18 protein-coding genes and 1 riboswitch are annotated in these 16,613 nt (G+C 67.9%); of the genes, 6 read left to right on the top strand and 12 right to left on the bottom strand.

Going from position 1 to position 16,613, the window contains the following annotated elements:
• Positions 1-295 precede the first annotated feature (295 nt).
• The 5 genes from ACFV2O_RS13870 to ACFV2O_RS13850 form a co-directional block, all read right to left on the bottom strand.
• Positions 296-1,546, bottom strand: a complete 1,251-nt coding sequence (locus ACFV2O_RS13870) for an acyl-CoA dehydrogenase family protein (RefSeq protein ID WP_379252058.1) — start codon at positions 1,544-1,546, stop codon at positions 296-298.
• 26 nt (positions 1,547-1,572) lie between these two features.
• A complete protein-coding gene (locus ACFV2O_RS13865) occupies positions 1,573-2,448 on the bottom strand; it encodes an SDR family oxidoreductase (protein ID WP_379252057.1) in 876 nt (291 codons plus the stop codon).
• A 61-nt stretch (positions 2,449-2,509) separates the two neighbouring features.
• Entirely contained in the window at positions 2,510-3,385 is an 876-nt protein-coding gene (locus tag ACFV2O_RS13860; protein ID WP_379252056.1) for a MaoC/PaaZ C-terminal domain-containing protein, read from the bottom strand.
• A 145-nt stretch (positions 3,386-3,530) separates the two neighbouring features.
• Entirely contained in the window at positions 3,531-3,968 is a 438-nt protein-coding gene (locus tag ACFV2O_RS13855) for an SRPBCC family protein (protein WP_356964688.1), read from the bottom strand.
• 28 nt (positions 3,969-3,996) lie between these two features.
• Positions 3,997-5,214, bottom strand: coding sequence for a lipid-transfer protein (locus tag ACFV2O_RS13850; RefSeq protein WP_379252055.1), 1,218 nt, complete (start codon positions 5,212-5,214; stop codon positions 3,997-3,999).
• A 345-nt stretch (positions 5,215-5,559) separates the two neighbouring features.
• Here ACFV2O_RS13850 and ACFV2O_RS13845 point away from each other — a divergent pair, with 345 nt between their 5' ends.
• A complete protein-coding gene (locus ACFV2O_RS13845; RefSeq protein WP_356964887.1) occupies positions 5,560-6,141 on the top strand; it encodes a helix-turn-helix domain-containing protein in 582 nt (193 codons plus the stop codon).
• A 69-nt stretch (positions 6,142-6,210) separates the two neighbouring features.
• Here ACFV2O_RS13845 and ACFV2O_RS13840 read toward each other — a convergent pair whose 3' ends face one another.
• The 3 genes from ACFV2O_RS13840 to ACFV2O_RS13830 form a co-directional block, all read right to left on the bottom strand.
• Complete coding sequence (locus tag ACFV2O_RS13840; protein ID WP_379252054.1) at positions 6,211-7,431, bottom strand: MFS transporter; 1,221 nt, start codon at positions 7,429-7,431, stop codon at positions 6,211-6,213.
• A 386-nt stretch (positions 7,432-7,817) separates the two neighbouring features.
• On the bottom strand, positions 7,818-9,035 hold the full coding sequence (locus tag ACFV2O_RS13835; protein ID WP_355079025.1) for an NADP-dependent isocitrate dehydrogenase: 1,218 nt from the start codon (positions 9,033-9,035) through the stop codon (positions 7,818-7,820).
• A 355-nt stretch (positions 9,036-9,390) separates the two neighbouring features.
• Complete coding sequence (locus ACFV2O_RS13830; protein WP_379252053.1) at positions 9,391-10,884, bottom strand: MFS transporter; 1,494 nt, start codon at positions 10,882-10,884, stop codon at positions 9,391-9,393.
• 132 nt (positions 10,885-11,016) lie between these two features.
• Here ACFV2O_RS13830 and ACFV2O_RS13825 point away from each other — a divergent pair, with 132 nt between their 5' ends.
• The 3 genes from ACFV2O_RS13825 (at position 11,017) to ACFV2O_RS13815 (ending at position 13,268) form a co-directional block, all read left to right on the top strand.
• Positions 11,017-11,730 carry a TetR family transcriptional regulator gene (locus ACFV2O_RS13825; RefSeq protein ID WP_379252052.1) on the top strand — a complete coding sequence of 238 codons (714 nt, stop codon included), beginning with the start codon at positions 11,017-11,019 and terminating at the stop codon, positions 11,728-11,730.
• 52 nt (positions 11,731-11,782) lie between these two features.
• Positions 11,783-11,893: riboswitch (SAM riboswitch) on the top strand.
• Positions 11,894-11,979: 86 nt separating this feature from the next.
• Complete coding sequence (locus ACFV2O_RS13820; RefSeq protein ID WP_379252051.1) at positions 11,980-12,114, top strand: hypothetical protein; 135 nt, start codon at positions 11,980-11,982, stop codon at positions 12,112-12,114.
• The gene (locus tag ACFV2O_RS13815; RefSeq protein WP_379252050.1) at positions 12,111-13,268 is read left to right on the top strand and encodes a homoserine O-acetyltransferase; all 1,158 of its coding nucleotides are present in this window, start codon (positions 12,111-12,113) and stop codon (positions 13,266-13,268) included. The genes ACFV2O_RS13820 and ACFV2O_RS13815 overlap by 4 nt, the downstream gene beginning before the upstream one ends.
• Positions 13,269-13,331: 63 nt before the next feature.
• Here the strand turns inward: ACFV2O_RS13815 and ACFV2O_RS13810 are convergent, their stop codons facing one another.
• Positions 13,332-13,709, bottom strand: a complete 378-nt coding sequence (locus tag ACFV2O_RS13810; RefSeq protein ID WP_379252049.1) for a winged helix-turn-helix transcriptional regulator — start codon at positions 13,707-13,709, stop codon at positions 13,332-13,334.
• A 69-nt stretch (positions 13,710-13,778) separates the two neighbouring features.
• Between ACFV2O_RS13810 and ACFV2O_RS13805 the strand changes: the two genes are divergently transcribed.
• Complete coding sequence (locus ACFV2O_RS13805) at positions 13,779-14,426, top strand: nitroreductase family protein (RefSeq protein WP_355079015.1); 648 nt, start codon at positions 13,779-13,781, stop codon at positions 14,424-14,426.
• Between the two features lie 38 nt (positions 14,427-14,464).
• On the opposite strand, the gene ACFV2O_RS13800 is transcribed toward ACFV2O_RS13805, so the two are convergent.
• Positions 14,465-14,710 (bottom strand): DUF3017 domain-containing protein, encoded by a 246-nt coding sequence (locus ACFV2O_RS13800; RefSeq protein ID WP_355079114.1) that lies wholly within the window; start codon positions 14,708-14,710, stop codon positions 14,465-14,467.
• Positions 14,711-14,927: 217 nt separating this feature from the next.
• Here ACFV2O_RS13800 and ACFV2O_RS13795 point away from each other — a divergent pair, with 217 nt between their 5' ends.
• Positions 14,928-15,392: a tRNA (cytidine(34)-2'-O)-methyltransferase gene (locus ACFV2O_RS13795; RefSeq protein ID WP_355079013.1), complete on the top strand. Its 465-nt coding sequence runs from the start codon at positions 14,928-14,930 to the stop codon at positions 15,390-15,392.
• Positions 15,393-15,407: 15 nt separating this feature from the next.
• Here the strand turns inward: ACFV2O_RS13795 and ACFV2O_RS13790 are convergent, their stop codons facing one another.
• Positions 15,408-15,641, bottom strand: coding sequence for a DUF167 domain-containing protein (locus ACFV2O_RS13790; protein ID WP_364437822.1), 234 nt, complete (start codon positions 15,639-15,641; stop codon positions 15,408-15,410).
• Positions 15,598-16,590: a DUF4349 domain-containing protein gene (locus tag ACFV2O_RS13785; protein ID WP_379252048.1), complete on the bottom strand. Its 993-nt coding sequence runs from the start codon at positions 16,588-16,590 to the stop codon at positions 15,598-15,600. Before ACFV2O_RS13785 ends, ACFV2O_RS13790 begins: the two co-directional genes overlap by 44 nt.
• Positions 16,591-16,613: the final 23 nt, after the last annotated feature.

Here is a 16,613-nt window from a genome sequence, read left to right as displayed (position 1 = left end):
CTCGCTTCGCTCGAAAGACGTAGTTATGGTGCGCTGAGCACGTCGGCTTTCGAGTTCAGGACCAAGTGCACGCGGCCTCCCGAGTGCCCGTTCCGACACGCCCGAACGCGGCGACGGTGGGCGATGATGACCGCTCTATGGCCAGCCGGCCGCTGATGCAGTGGACGGGCACGAGCCGGATCGTCAACCGGCTGGGCTCGGTCTCCCCGCCCACGACCGGTGGTCGGGCCGATTTGGTTGCGCGCGGCCGTAGCCTCACCGCGCAGTGCGTACGGCGAGCCAGCCGATTCGGAAACTACTGCGCGAGCAGCCCTTTCGCGATGTGGGTCACCTGGATCTCGTTGCTGCCCGCGTAGATCATCAGTGACTTGGCGTCGCGGGCGAGTTGCTCCACGCGATACTCGGTCATGTAGCCGTTGCCGCCGAACAGCTGCACCGCTTCCATGGCCACCTCGGTGGCGGCCTCGGAGGCGTACAGCTTCATCGCGGAGGCCTCGGCCAAGGTAGGCGGCTTGCCTGCCCGGCCCCGCTCCAGGGTGTTGAACACCATGTTCTGCACGTTGATCCGCGCGATCTCCATCTTCGCCAGTTTCAGCTGGACCAGCTGGAACCGTCCGATCTCCTGGCCCCAGAGCCTGCGGTTCTTGGCGTACTCCACGCACAGCCGATGGCACTCGTTGATGATGCCGAGCGCCATGAACGCCACGCCGACCCGCTCAGCGGTGAAGCTGGACCTGGCGCTGTCCCTGCCGTCGCCGCCTTTGTGCTCCTCGGTCTCGCCGAGCAGCCGGTCCCGGCTCACGCGCACGTTGTCGAAGAACAGCTCACCGGTCGGCGAGGAGTGCAGGCCCATCTTCTTGAACGGCTTGCCCTGGGTGAGGCCGGGCATGCCTTTGTCGAGCACGAAGGCGAGCACCTTGCGGTCGCGCTTGTCGCCGCCCGCGCCGTCGTCGAGCTTCGCGTAGACGATCATCACGTCGGCGTAGGGGCCGTTGGTGATGAACGTCTTCTGGCCGTTGAGCAGGTAATCTTCGCCGTCGCGCTTGACGTAGGTCTTCATGCCGCCGAACGCGTCGGAACCGGAGTCCGGTTCGGTGATCGCCCAGGAGGCGACCTTCCGCATGGTGACGATGTCCTCCAGCCAGCGCTGCTTCTGCGCCAGCGTGCCTCGCGACATGATCGTGGTCGCGCCGAGACCGATGCTCACGCCCATCGCCGAGACCAGGCCCATGCACACTCCGGACAGTTCGCCGATGAGCACCGCCATCAGCGATTCCTGTCCGGCGAACGGGCTCGAGCCGGATGACTTCGGCTTCCGTTCCGCTTCGGCGGGAGCGCTCTCCCGCGCCGCCTGCCTGGCCAGCATCTTCTGCACGGCCTCGCCGCCCATCACGTCGATCCCGAACTCGCGGAACAACTTCCGGATGACGGGGTACGGCGGCAGTGCACCGCTGTCGAGCGCGTCCAGATTCGGGCGGATCTCCTTGTCGATGAACGCCCGGACGGCATCGCGGATCATGACATCGGTCTCGGACCATTCGAACATCGTCGTTCTCCTCACATTCCCCGAGGTCAGGGCAGCCGGGCGGTGATGTCGTCGATCAGCCAGGGCCCTTCGGTCTCGATGGTCTTCACATCGTGCCAACCGGCCAGCTCGGAGATCGCGCCGCCCTGCACCGCGAACACCTTGCCGGTGATCGGACAGTCTTCGGCGGCCAGGTAGGCGACCAGCGGCGCGATATTGGCCGGGGCGAAGGCGTCGAACCCGCCGTCGGACTCCTCCGCTTCGGCAGCCAGCATCTCGCCCATGCCGGGTGTGGCCAGGGTGAGCCGGGTGCGCGCGATCGGCGCGATCGCGTTGACCCGCACGCCGTAGCGCGCCAGTTCGTCGGCGGCCACCAGGGTCAGCGCGGCGATCCCGGCCTTGGCCGCGCCGTAATTGGCCTGTCCCGGGTTGGGCAAGGTGGTGCCCGACGCCGATGCCGTGTTGATCACGGCCGCGTTCGGCTGATTGCCCGCCTTGGACTGCTGCTTCCAATATGCGGCGGCATGGTGCAGCACCGCGGCGTGGCCTTTGAGGTGCACGGCGATCACCGCGTCCCATTGCGACTCGTCCATGCCCGCGATAAACGCGTCACGCAGGATGCCCGCGTTGTTGACGACGACGTCCAGGCCGCCGAACTCGCTGACCGCTTGCTCGACCAGTTTCTGCGCACCGTCCCAGGTGGCGACGTCGTCGGTGTTGGCCACCGCCTTCCCGCCCGCGGCGACGATCTCGCGCACCACCTCCTGGGCGGGACCGGCATCGGTCCCCTCGCCCGCGTTGCTGCCGCCGAGATCGTTGACGACCACGGCGGCGCCCTCCTTCGCGAACAGCAATGCGTGCTCGCGGCCGATGCCGCGACCCGCGCCGGTGATGACGGCGACCCGCCCGGCCAATACGCCCATGTGTTGTCTCCTGTAGTCGTGCCCGAAGGGAAGCGGCGGACATCGTGCCGCTGCGCGATGGTCAGTCGGCGATCTCGGCCAGTCCGTCGCTGAGCACGACATCGTCGCCGCGCACGGTCTCGAAGGCGTAGCGGGTAACGCCGTCGGCGGAGCCCGCCTTCCAGATGCGGGTCTCCAGATCGTCGCCGGGAAAGACCAGCTTGGCGAAGCGCACCGCGAAGCGCCTGAGCCGGTGCACATCCGACTCCGCGACCTCGGTCAGCACCGCCCAGGACGCGAACGCCATGGTGCACAGCCCGTGCGCGATGATGCCGGGCAGTCCGGCGTCCTCGGCGACCTGCTCGTCCAGGTGCAGCGGCACGGGATCGCCGGACGCCGGTGCGTAGCGGAAGGTTTGGTCGTGGTCCACGTGCTGCGCCACGACGGCGACCGGGTCCTGCTCGCGCAGCCGTTCGTCGAACTTGTGCGCCGGAGCGGCCGCGCCGACCGTCTTGCCCGCATCGATGTTGCGGAAGAAAGCGGTGAGGTATTGGTCGTTGACCGGTTCTCCCGCCTCGGTACGACATTCGATGCGAATGGTGATGGTCGTGCCGTTGGGGCGGCTGGTATAGCCGATCGCCTTGGCGCGCGACACCAGCCGGTCGCCGGGGCGGATCGCGCGGTGGAAGTGGAAGTCCTGCTCCCCGTGCACGACTCGGCCGAAGATGTCCATCGGCGCGACGTCGATGACGGGCATCATCATGGCCTCGAAGACCGGGACGATGGCGAAGACCGGTCCGGCCACCGTACCGGCCAGGTGCGCGGCGATCGGATCGTTCGTCGCGGCGGCGTACTCCGCGACCCGCTCGCCGGTGACCGCGAACCGGTCCTCGTCGGACCACGTCTCCAAGCCGCTGTCGTCGAACTCGACTGTGCGGGCGCTTGTTTCGGCGCTCATGCCGCATCCTTTCCGGCACGAGCGTGGCCCTGCGTGGTCACGCTCCGCTGCCACCTGCGGGCCTGACCGCTCATGCCATGTCCGATTCCGGCACGAGCGGGGCCCTGCGTGGTCACGCTCCGCTGCCGCCTCCGGGCCTGACCGCTCATGCCGCCGAGGCCAACGTGTCGAGTTGGTCGAGCGAACGGTCGAGCTGTTTGATGCCGTCCTTCTCCACCGCTTTGCCGAGCGCGCCCTTGATCAACGCGCCCTCGAAGTCACCCGACACGAGGATGGTGCTGCCCTCGCCGTTGGGCCGGATGTCGAAGGTGAACTCGGTCCGCACGCCGGCCATGCCGGTGCCGCCGAGCGTCAGCTTGTTCGGCGCGTCCACCGCGACGATGGTCCATTCCAGTTTGTTCGCCATGCCGAGCATCACGATCTTGGCGACCAGCTTGGCGCCCGCGCTGAGCACGGCGGGCGGCTCCTCCATGAAGCGTTCGTGGATGGTGAACCACTTGTCCCAGGTCTGCGGGTCGGAGACGACCGCCCACAGGGCTTCGGGGGCGGCGTTGACGTCCTTGGTGGCTTCGATATGTCCCATGTGTCGCACTCCTCGAGTTGGTCGGCGGTCAGCGGTCGGCGCGCTGGTAGGCGGTGACGACGGCCGCGCCGCCGAGGCCGATGTTGTGTTGCAGGGCGGCGGTGACGCCGTCCACCTGCCGCTTGTCCGCCGCTCCGCGCAGCTGCCAGGTCAACTCGGAGCACTGCGCGAGACCGGTCGCGCCGAGCGGATGCCCTTTGGAGATCAACCCGCCGGAGGGATTGACCACCCATTTGCCTCCGTAGGTGGTCTCGCCGTCGTCGATCAGCTGCCCCGCCTCGCCCGCGCCGCACAGGCCGAGCGCCTCGTAGAGCAGCAGTTCGTTGGCCGAGAAGCAGTCGTGCAGCTCGATGACCTGGAAGTCCTCCGGGCCCAGTCCGGACTGCCGATAGACCTTCCTCGCGGCCTGCACGTTCATGTCGTAGCCGATCAGGTTCTTCGCGGTGTCGTCGAAGGTCGAGGCGAAGTCGGTGGTCATCGCCTGGCCGACGATCTCCACCGCCTGCCCGGCGAGATCGTGGGCGTCGACGAAGTCCTCGCTCGCGAGGATCACCGCGCCGGACCCGTCGGAGGTCGGCGAGCACTGCAGTTTGGTCAGCGGGTCGTAGATCATCCGCGAGGCGAGGATGTCTTCGAGGGTGTATTCGTCCTGGAACTGCGAATACGGGTTGTTCACCGAGTGCTTGTGGTTCTTGTGGCCGATCTTGGCGAAGTGCTCGGCGGTGGTGCCGTACTGCTTCATGTGCTCGCGCCCGGCCGCGCCGAACATCCACGGCGCCACGGGGAACAGCACCTCGGAGATCTCGGCCAGCGCCATGACGTGCTTGGCCATCGGCTGCTCGCGATCGTCCCAGGTGGACCCGAGCGAACCGGGTTGCATCTTCTCGAAGCCCAGCGCCAGCGTGCATTCGGCCAGCCCGCCCCGGATCGCCTGGGCCGCGAGATACAGCGCCGTCGAACCGGTGGAGCAATTGTTGTTCACGTTGACCACCGGGATGCCGGTCATGCCGAGTTCGTAGACGGCGCGCTGGCCCGAGGTGGATTCGCCGTACACATAGCCGACGTAGGCCTGTTCCACCAGGTCGTAGGTGATGCCCGCGTCCGCGAGCGCCTTGGTGCCCGATTCCCTGGCCATGTCCGGGTAGTCCCAGGCGCGAGTAGTGCCGTCGGCTTGCTCGACCAAGCGGCGGCCCGGCTTCTCGAACTTCGTCATGCCGACACCGACGACGTAGACCTTGTTCGCCATCGAACTCCTCAGATTGTGCGTACGCCGCGAGCGGCCGAACGGATGAAAACAAACATACAAGGTTGTATGTAAGTGAACAAGAGGTCCGCGCGGAAGCAGGACCACAACCCTGGTAACCAGCGGATCACATCTCACTTGCTACATACAGTGAAAAATGCATGTTTTCTTCAGCGCCACCTCCGAAGGCGCGCTCGGCCGCAGTCCGCCCCGGCAGCCTCGATATCACCCATTTCCCCACCGAAACGGCGGAACATACAGCACTGTATGTAAGTGTAGGATCGGACGGTGGCCAGGAGCGTAGTCGTGAAGCAGCAGCGCCGGACGCAGGAACAGCGCAGCACCGAGATGCGCACCCGGCTACTGGACGCGACGGTGGACTGTCTGGTCGAGTACGGATACTCGGGCACCACGACGCCGCGGGTGGCCGAGCGCGCCGGGGTGACCCGTGGGGCGCAGGTCCATCACTTCGGCTCGAAGACCGATCTGGTGGTGGCCGCGATCAGCCACCTGGCGCAACTGCGCGCCGAGACCGCCATGCGGGAGATGTCGCGGGTCGAAACCGGCGACGATCCGGTGGCCGCGGCGCTGGAGTTCCTGTGGGACCTGCATCAGGGTCCGCTGTTCATCGCGACCGTCGAACTGTGGGTGGCGGGGCGGACCGACCCGGTGCTGGCCGCGGCGATGGAGAAGGTCGAGCCGTTCGTCAACAACGCCGTCTTGCTTGCGGTCGCCCGCTTCGTGCCGGACGACGTGCGCCGCAAGGAAGCGCGCGACTTCATCTACACGGCCATGGACGCGCTGCGCGGAATCCTGATCTCGAATTTCATCGACCCGGACGACGAGCGCGCCCGCCGCCGGTGGCGACGCGCCTCGGCGCACCTGCACGACATCGCGGGCCGCGCCCTGGCCGCCCGCCCCGCCGGATAGTCCGCGCCCGACCCGGCGAGTCCGAATTCCGGCAAGCCGCCGGCAACCTCGGGGCCTGCTTCGGCATCGCTACCGCGTCGCTCGCTGCGGGCGTGATCTCCGCGCGGTCCAAGCGGTCACTGTGAACAACGCGACGCCGATCGCCGCGAGGGCCGCCCCGACCACGGCCGGAGCCGTGTAACCGAGACCCGCGGCGATGACCAGGCCGCCGAGCCAGGCGCCCGCGGCGTTGGCGATGTTCAAGGCGGCGTGGTTGAGGGCGGCGGCGAGGGTCTGGGCGTCGGCCGCGACGTCCATCAGACGGGTTTGCAGTGCCGGCGCCAAGGCAGCTCCGGACGCGCCGACCAGCAACGCGCCGAAGGCCGCGGTGTACGGGTTGTGCGCGGCGGCGACGAAGCCACCGAGGATGACGGTCATCGCGACCATCGACACCAGGATGGCGCGGTCCACGCCGCGATCGGCGAGCACGCCGCCGACGATGTTCCCGATCACCATGCCCACGCCGAACAGCATCAACACCAAGGGAACCGCGCCGGCCCGCAGACCCGCCACGTCGGTGAGTGTGGTCGCGATGTAGGTGTAGACGGCGAACATGCCGCCGAACCCGACGGCGCCGACCAGCAGCGTCAGCAGTACCTGCGGGCGACGCAGCGCGCCGAGTTCGGTCATCGGGTTGGTCACCGTGATGCCGGTGAGCTCCGGCACGAAGCGCAGCAGCGCCGCCACGGTGGTCACTCCGATGAGCGCGACGACCACGAACGCATCGCGCCAGCCGAGATGCTGGCCGAGCCACGTAGCGGCGGGAACGCCGACAACATTGGCGGCGCTCAATCCCAGCATAACCGCGGCAACCGCCTTTGCCCGCTGCCCTACCGGGGCGAGAGTGGCGGCGGCCAACGAGGCGACACCGAAGTAGGCACCGTGCGGCAAACCTGAGACGAATCGCGCGAGAACCAGCGTCTCGAACGAGGGCGCCAGGACGGTCGCCGCATTTCCCAGGGTGAACGCCACCATGAGCGCGACGAGCAGGCGCTTGCGCGGCATCCGCGCGCACAGCGCCGCGATCAGTGGCGCGCCGATCACCACACCGAGCGCGTAGGCCGATACCGAGTGCCCCGCGGTCGGCTCGGAGACCCGCATGGCCGACGCGATGTCCGGCAGCAAACCCATGGTGACGAATTCGGTGGTCCCGATCCCGAATCCGCCGAGGGCCAGGGCGAGCATCGCGGGCACGTGCCAATCGGTTCGTCCGGGCGGCGCGGTGGTGCTGGTGGTCAGGGCGCTGGTCACGTGTTCATGTAACCGGCCTCGGCCTGCGATCGCTTCCCCAGCGAACGTGAGTTCGCCCACGTGCCGCCGACGAACTACGCAGTTGAACAGGAGAATTCGCCCAATACAGACCGACGACCGTAGTCGGCCCGCCACCTTCGAGCATCGTCGCGGTGCCAGCTATCAGCTCGGGCCATGCCCGCGCCGGAAGATCGCCGCGCCCCGCGCGAATTCCCGGTGAACTTCTCCGACCTGGCGGTCAACCGGGCAGGTCTGTCCAACATCCTCACGGCCGAACAGTCCGGGCACCCGTTCCACCGAGGGTGGGGCGGGTGCCCGATGTTCAGCCCGGCGCTGGGTGACCACCCAGCGCCGGAGTCGGCCGAGCGACGCGGCTCGGCCCCGGATCAGCGCAGCGCGCGAGCCAGGTTGGCGTCCAGCGCGCCGAGGAACTCCTCGGTGCTCAGATAGCCCTGGTCACCGCCGACGAGCAGCGCGAGATCCTTGGTCATCTGGCCGCCCTCGACGGTCTTGATGACGACGTCCTCCAAGGTCTGCGCGAAGCCGATGACCTCGGGGGTGTTGTCCAGCTTGCCGCGATGCTCGAGCCCGCGGGTCCAGGCGAAGATGGACGCGATCGGGTTGGTCGAGGTCGGCTTGCCCTGCTGGTGCTGGCGGTAGTGCCGGGTGACGGTGCCGTGGGCGGCCTCGGCCTCACAGGTGCGGCCGTCCGGGGTCAGCAGCACCGAGGTCATCAGGCCGAGCGAGCCGAAGCCCTGCGCCACCGTGTCGGACTGCACGTCGCCGTCGTAGTTCTTGCACGCCCAGACGTAGCCGCCCTCCCACTTCATCGAGGAGGCGACCATGTCGTCGATCAGCCGGTGCTCGTAGGTCAGGCCCGCGGCGTCGAACTGGCTCTTGAACTCGGCGTCGAAGATGTCCTGGAACGTGTCCTTGAACATGCCGTCGTAGGCCTTGAGGATGGTGTTCTTCGTCGACATGTACACCGGGTAGTTCTGCTGCAGGCCGTAGTTGAACGACGCCCGCGCGAAGTCCTCGATGGACTTGCGGAAGTTGTACATGCCCAGGACGACACCGCCCTCCTCGGGCATCTTCACGACCTCGTGCACGATCGGCTCGCTGCCGTCGTCCGGGGTGAAGGTCACGGTGACGGTACCGCCCTGGAACACCTTGAAGTCGGTGGCGCGGTACTGATCACCGAAGGCGTGACGGCCGATGATGATCGGCTTGGTCCAGCCCGGCACCAGCCGCGGAACGTTCGAGATGATGATCGGGGCCCGGAAGATGGTGCCACCCAGGATGTTGCGGATGGTGCCGTTGGGCGACCGCCACATCTTCTTGAGGCCGAATTCCTTGACTCGCGCCTCGTCCGGGGTGATAGTGGCGCATTTCACACCGACGCCGTGCTTCTTGATGGCTTCGGCGGCGTCGACGGTGACCTGATCATCGGTCTTGTCGCGGTATTCGATGCCGAGGTCGTAGTACTCGAGGTTCACGTCGAGATAGGGGTGGATCAGCTTGTCCTTGATGAACTGCCAGATGATCCGGGTCATCTCGTCGCCGTCGAGTTCTACGACGGTGCCTTCAACCTTGATCTTGGACATGGATCTTCGTGTCCTCCTAGGATGGTGCCCTCATTGCACGGCCAGGCGAACACGCTTGTGAGCGGACCCCAGCTGTTCCAACAGACAACGTATATGTCCCGCGTTGTCGGCGGGACATGTGGTGCAAACAAGACAAGCGTACTGCTGCCGAAGTCCTCACCGCACGGGCAGCCCCCGGAGTGAGCTGGACCACCTTTGCCACCGATTGGTAGGCAACGCCTTCCAGCGCCTCGGCGGGCACCCGCGCAACCGCCGTCGCCGCCATGATCCGCCTTCCGTTCCAGCACGGCAACCGCCTGGCACACGACGAGGCCCGCGCGGCGTCAGCACGCCGCGCGGACCTCGTTCCGGTGGATCAGACCGCGACCGGAAGCCGTGCCCCGTCCTCGGAACCTTCGATCAGGTTCTCCGGCCGGTCCCGGATCATCAGCGCGATGATCGGGACGGCCGCCAAGAAGAACCCGGCGCCGACGTAGAAGGCCACGTCGTAACTGTGGATCGCGGCCCGCGCGGCCAGGTTGTCGATGCCAGGGTTGTCCTGCGCGAAGGTCTTGGCGACCTGCACCGAGATGGTGGTCAGCAGCGCCGTGCCGACCGCCCCGCCGACCTGCTGCGCCGCGTTCAGCAGCGCGGAGGCGACGCCGGAGTCCTCTTCCTCCACCTGATGCAGCGCGACCGTCTGCATGCCGACGAACAGCGGACCCATACCGAGCGCGATGAGCACCTGAGCGGGCAGCACACCGGCGAGGAAGCTGTCACCGAAGCTCAGTTGAGCCAGCAGCACCAGGCCGACGACGCCCAGCACGGCCCCGGCCAGCATCAGCGGACGCGGGCCGAGCTTCGGCAGCAGAGCGCTGGTGACACCCGCCGAGATCGCGATGCCCGCAGGGAAGGGCAGGAACGCGAAGCCCGCCTTCAGGGCGGAGTAGCCCAGCGTGATCTGGAAGTAGAAGCTCAGGAACAGGAACATCGCGAACATCGCGATCGGGATGAGCAGCGCGGCGAGGAACGCGCCGCCCCGGTTGATCTCACCCGGGATGTGCAACGGCAGCAGCGGGTTCGCCGAGCGCCGTTCGATCGCGACGAAGGCGACGAGCAAGGCCAGCCCGGCGACCAGCAGCGCCAGCGTGCTGCCCGCCAGCCAGCCGTCGTCGGCGGCACGACTGAAGCCGTACACGATGGCGATCAGACCGAGCGTCACGGTGACGGCTCCTGGCACGTCGTATCCCCCGCTGCGCGGCGCGGGCACGTCCTTCGCCACCCAGGCCAGCGCGCCGAGCAGCGCGATCAGCGCGATCGGCGTGTTGACCAGCAGGCACCAGCGCCAGGAGGCGTATTCGGTGAGCGCGCCACCGGCGATCAGCCCCAGCGCCGCACCACCCGCGGAGATGCCCGCGAACACACCGAACGCGGTGGCCCGCTCGCCGGGCTCGGTGAAGGTCACCGACAGCAGCGAGAGCGCGGCCGGAGCCAGCAGTGCGGCGAACGCGCCCTGCAACGCGCGTCCGGCGAACAGTTCCGCGCCGGTCTGCGCGAGACCGGCCAGCGCCGACGCGCTCGCGAAGCCGATCAGGCCGATGATGAAGATCCGGCGTCGGCCGAGGTAGTCGGCCAGCCTGCCGCCGAGCAGCAGCAGGCCGCCGAAGATCAGCGTGTAGGCGGTGAGCATCCATTGCCGGTTGCCGTCGCTGATGTCGAGATCCCGCTGCGCGAACGGCAGCGAGATCGTCACGATGGTGGCGTCCAGCACCACCATGAGCTGGGCTAACGCGATCACTCCCAGCGCGAGCCAACGCGCTGAACCGCTCACCCGCTGCGGCGCGTGCACCGCTGTCGCGGTCTCGGTCACGGTCTTCTCCTCGTCCTCGATGTCCGGAGCAATCCTGTCATCGACCGACATTTGTCGTCAAGCGCAAAATGTCGTGTTACGACATTTGACCGTTACGGACAGGAAAACGGCAGGTTGCGTTAACATGGGGGCATGCTCGAGTTATCGGCGCCGACGGGCGCGGGCGCAGCGGCCGACCGCGCCGCCGGCGGCCCGGCGACCCAGGGCCTGCGCGAACGCAAGAAGCAACAGACCAGGCTGCGGATCATCGCCGCGGCCCTCGATCTGTGCGACACACAGGGCTTCGACGCGACCACGATCGAGCAGATCGCCAACGCCGCGGACGTCTCGCCGCGCACGATCAACCGCTATTTCGACAGCAAAGAAGACATCGTCCTGGGGCCGGTGCAGGATTTCGGGCAGACCATCGCCGAGACGCTGCGCGAGTTGCCCCGCACGGGCAACGAACTCGGGGCGCTGCGCCAGGCCTTCCTGCACGTGGTCGATGAAGCCGCCGCGGCGGGCGAGGCGGATCCGCTGTCGTTCCGGCAGTTCCAGAAGATGCAGCGGATTCTGCGCAGCAGCCCGTCGGTCAGCGCGCGCAGCATGGAGCACGCCGACGACAAGAACCACGCGATCGCCGCGGTGGTCGCCGAGCGCCTCGGCACCACGCCGGACGCGCGCCCGGTGCGGCTGATCGTCGGCACCTGGCAACTGATCGGCCACATCGGCATGGAGTGCTCCGACGATGTGTTCCTCGACGACGACCTGGCGGTCGCGGCCAGGGCGGGGCGGACGGCGTTCACCGAGGCCTACGACGAGTTCGTGCGCACCTGCTGCGGGGCGCCGACCGCTGCGGACCAGTGAGTTCGACGGAGGATTTCGGGCGCTGACCGCCCGCCGGTTATGATGCCGGGCAGGTCATGAGTACCAGCGTCAAGCCCCGGCTCGCTGGTCGGCAACCCTCCAGCCGCGGTGGGGTGCTCCGGGTGATGACCTGGCTCCCGAGAGCCGGGAGCAAGCGCGTAACAGGAGGTCGCCGGCATGTGTTGTTGTTCGTCACCCACACACCGCTAACCCCTGCTGTACCGGCGAACACCTGCTTGGGAGCAAACCATGAGTGAATTCACCGCGCCCGGGGCCGAGCGAGGCCCGGCGCAGTCGGCCCCGCACAGCCGTGGTGCCGAGTTCGGGGTCGTGCGCTTCCTCCCGGATCCTCCGCCCGCCGGTTTCGCGGCGGCGGCGACATGACCGTGAACACCGAACCGAGCGCGCGGACCTCCGGCATCGCCCTGCCGCCCCCGGATGGACAGCTCGGCACCATCGCCATCGGGGACGTGCGGCTGGAGAACGGCGCGGTCATCCCGGACGTCCACCTCGCGGTACAACGCTGGGGTGAGCTCTCCCCCGGCCTGGACAACATCGTGCTGGTCGAACACGCGCTGACCGGCGACTCGCACGTCGTCGGCAAGCCCGACGGCGTGCACCCGATGCCCGGCTGGTGGGACGGCATGGTCGGTCCCGGCGCGCCGCTGGACACCGACGAATGGTGTGTGCTCGCGACGAACGTGCTCGGCGGCTGCAAGGGCAGCACCGGGCCGTCCACTACCGCTCCGGACGGAAAGCCGTGGGGTGCGCGTTTTCCCGGGATCTCCATCCGCGATCAGGTGACCGCCGAAGCCGCTCTGCTCGACCTGCTCGGCGTCGAGCGGCTCGCGGCCGTGGTCGGCGGGTCGATGGGCGGTATGCGGGTGCTCGAGTGGATGGTCGGCGCACCGGATCGGGTCGCCGCGGCGCTGGTGCTCGCGGTCGGAGCCCGCGCCACCGCCGATCAGATCGGCACCCAGACCACCCAGATCGCGGCGATCACGTCCGATCCGGACTGGCAGGGCGGCGACTATCACGGCACCGGCCGCGCCCCGACGACGGGGATGGCGCTGGCCCGGCGGATCGCGCACCTGACCTACCGCACCGAATTCGAGCTGGATCACCGGTTCGAGAACAAGCCGCAGGGCGACGAGGACCCCTGGAACGGCGGACGCTACGCGGTGCAGAGCTACCTGGACCATCAGGCCGAAAAGCTCTGCAAGCGTTTCGATCCCGCCACCTATGTGCTGCTGACCGAGGCGATGAACCGCCACGACGTCGGCCGCGGGCGGGGCGGCATCGAGGCGGCGCTCTCGGCGACGCCGGTGCCGTGCGTGGTCGGCGGCGTCGACTCCGACCGGCTCTATCCGCTGCGGACCCAGCAGGAACTCGCCGATCTGCTGCCCGGATGCGACGGACTGGAGATCGTGCACTCCCGCGACGGGCACGACGGATTCCTCACCGAGGCGGCGGCGGTGTCCAAACTGCTGACCGAGACCATGCGCCTGGCCCGCGCCGGTGTGCGCCCCGAACGCTGACAAGGGTCCGCTTCCCCTCGCGCCCGCACTGATCGGTACCTCGCGCCGTGATGCCGTCCACTCTCAGAGCGCTGCGGCTCGCCGCGCCGCTTCGATGCGGTTGATGTTGGTTTCGATCCACTCCCGCAGCGCCGCTATCGGCGTGCGCAGACTGTGCCCCAACTCTGTCAGCGTGTAGTCGACTCGTGGCGGGATCGTGGGATGCACTGTGCGCGTGACGAAACCGTCGCTCTCCAGTTGCCGCAACGTCTGCGTCAGCATCTTCTGGGAGATGCCCTCGATACGGTGGCGCAGATCGGTGTAGCGCATGGTGCCGTCGGCGAGCGCGTCGATGATCAGGACCGTCCATTTCCCCGCGATGTGGTCGAGGATCTCCCGCGTGGGGCACTTCGCGGAGTACACGTCGGCGGGAAGGCCGGAACCTTCGATATAGGTGGGCACCTATTGGAGTGTAGCGCACCAAATAGTGCCTTCTTCCTATTGGAGTGTGACTCTCCGATAGTTAGAAATATGGAGACAAAGACACTTTCGGTAGCCGATGCGATCCGTGGACGTCGCACGGTGCGACACTATCGCCCCGACCCGGTGGCGCCCGAACTGATCGAAGAGTTGCTCGAGCTGACGATGCAAGCGCCGAGCGCATGGAATATGCAGGACCGGTCGATCGTGGTGGTGACCAGCGAATCCGGCCGCGCCGCGCTGTCGGAGGCGGCGTTCGGCCAGCCGCAGCCGAGGGAGGCGCCGGTGGTGCTGGTCTTCGTCGCCGACGCCGCCGCCTGGCGAGACCGCAACGCCGACATCGCCGAACTAGCTGGTCGCAACGGCGCGTGGAACGCCGAGTTCACCGCCATGTTCGACACACGCGCCGAATATTTGGCGCTGGAACAGCGCGGACTGCTGCGGGAGAACGCCGTCAAGAACGCGATGATCGCGGCCACCTACGCGATGCTCGCGGCGACCGGGCTCGGCTTGGCCTCGGCGCCGATGAACGGCTGGGACGCGGAGTCGGTGAAGCAAGCCATCGGTATCGGCGACCGGGCAGATCTCGCCATCGCGGTACTGGTCACCATCGGCTACAGCGACGCCGCCCCTCCGCACCCGGGGCGTCGTCCGCGCGAGCGGACGGTCTTCGCCGAGCGATTCGCCGCTGCCCGCTGAGCACAAGGACGACCCGGCCATCGCTGGGTCGCCCGCCCTCAGCCGACGCCGAGCGTGTTGATCGTGGCCGCGAGGAACAGGATGCTCGACCCCAGCAGCGTCAGCGCGCCGACGTCGAACGGCTTGCTGCGCACCGCCAGCAGCCCCACCCGGGTAGTCGGCAGGCACAGCCGGAATGCCGCCGCCAGCAGCGTCGCACCGCCGAAGAAGAACGTCCCGCGCCGCCAACGATCGGACGCCACGAACACCACCGCCACCACGATGACCAGCGTCACGACGACCATCGGCAGATGAGAACGCAAGAACTCCGCTCCCGAACCGCGGCGTCCGGCCCGGGCGATAGGCGTATCGGCATCGGTCACCTTCCCGATTCTTGCAGACCGGTCCGGTGGTCGACGAGTGGCGCATGGCTGCGGCGAATCGCGAGTACTCCCCGCGGCGGTGCGCCACTCGTGTGGGGTGCGGGCGGACGGCTCCGGTGACCTGGTTGACTGATGCGTCGTGTTCCATCTGATGTTCCATGAGCCGTGCATTCCGCCGAATACCGGCAACGCGATCCGGTTGGTCGCGGGGACCGGGTGTCATCTGCATCTGATCGAGCCGTTGGGATTCGATCTGTCGGAGCCGAAGTTGCGCAGGGCCGGGTTGGACTACCACGATCTGGCGTCGGTGACGGTGCACCCGAATCTGGCGGCGGCATGGGAGGTACTGCGCCCGGAGCGGGTTTTCGCGTTCACCACCCAGGGCACCACTCGGTTCACGGACGTGGCCTATCGCGAGAACGACGTGCTGCTGTTCGGCACCGAACCCACCGGCCTGCCCGCGGAGGTGCTGGCCGATCCGCGCATCACCGACCGGCTGCGCATCCCGATGCTGCCCGGTCGCCGCTCCATGAACCTTTCCAACGCGGCCGCGGTGACCGTCTACGAAGCATGGCGCCAACTCGGCTTCCCCGGCGGCATTTGAGCTGCGGCGGCGACGTCAAGGCATGTCGATTTCGAATCGTTTGAAGCGGGAGGTCGCACCCGCCGTCAGCCGGACGGCGGACTTGGGGACTCCGTAGTGGCCTGCGAGCAACTCGATGGCGGCCTTGTTGGCCTTGCCTTCGACGGCGGGAGCCCGCACGTACAGTTGCAGGCTCCCGTCGTCGAGGGTCTCCACCAGCGGTCCCTTACGGCTGTTCGGCTTGATCGTCGCCCTTACCACCGTCGGCACTCTTGCCTCCTGCGCTGGTCTCCGCGCCATCCGAGGCGCTGCTCACCGGCTCCGGTGCCGATTCTCCCGCACCAGGCGTGGGCTTGCGCCGCCGCACCAGGCGCACGATCCCCCACAGCACGGCGGCTACCACCGCGAGGAAGCCCAGCCACGGAATCGCTTTGCCGCTGAACACGATCGCGTCCTGCAGCCAGCCCACCAGCGAGTTCCAGCCGGAGACGATGCCGTCCCAGAAGTTGTCGGGGTCGTCGCCGGAGTTCTTGTGATCGGTGGTGACGTCGATGGTCAGCGTGGACAGGGCCACCTGGTCGTCGAGCCTGCGCTTCTGCGCGCTGAGGCTGTCCAGCTCACCCTGGCGGCTGGACAGCGCCTGCTCGGCGGCGATCAAGTCGGAGGTGGTGGTGGCGCCCGCGATGAGTCCGCGCAGCCGGTCGACCGAGGCTTGCAGTGCCTTGATCCGCGCGTCCAGGTCCTCCCAGTGCATGGTGACGTCGTCGCGGTTGGTGGTGACCCGCGTGATCTGTCCGACCCCGCCGAGGCCCGCGATGAACGCGTCGGTCTTGTCCGCGGGCAACCGGACGACGAGCGTGGCGCTTGGCTCGGTGTCGTCGGTGCCGGGCTGCTCGGTGCGGCTGTCGACTCGGCCGCCCGCGGCGCGCACCTGGTCGATGATCGTGCCCGCCGCGGTGACCGGCGCGTCCGCGGTGATCTCGACACTGCCGGTGACCACCTCCTTGCGGGTGGACGTCGGTTCGGCGCCGGAGTTGTCCTCCCGCTTGGGCGGCGCCTGTTCGTGCAGCCCCGGGGGCACGAGCGCGGGAGCCGCGGGTCCCGGCCCGGTGACGATCGTCGGCGTCCGATCCCGGGCGGGTGCCGCGTTGTCGTCACCGCAGCCGGTGAGCAAGATCAACCCCAGCGCGCCCACGCACAGCACAGCAAGCTTCCTCATGCCTGGCACAGTAGCGGTTCGCA

The sequence above is a fragment of the Nocardia sp. NPDC059691 genome (genome assembly GCF_042733915.1).
GTDB classification, from domain to species: Bacteria; Actinomycetota; Actinomycetes; order Mycobacteriales; family Mycobacteriaceae; genus Nocardia; species Nocardia sichangensis.
This window is presented reverse-complemented; position numbering and strand designations above follow the sequence as displayed.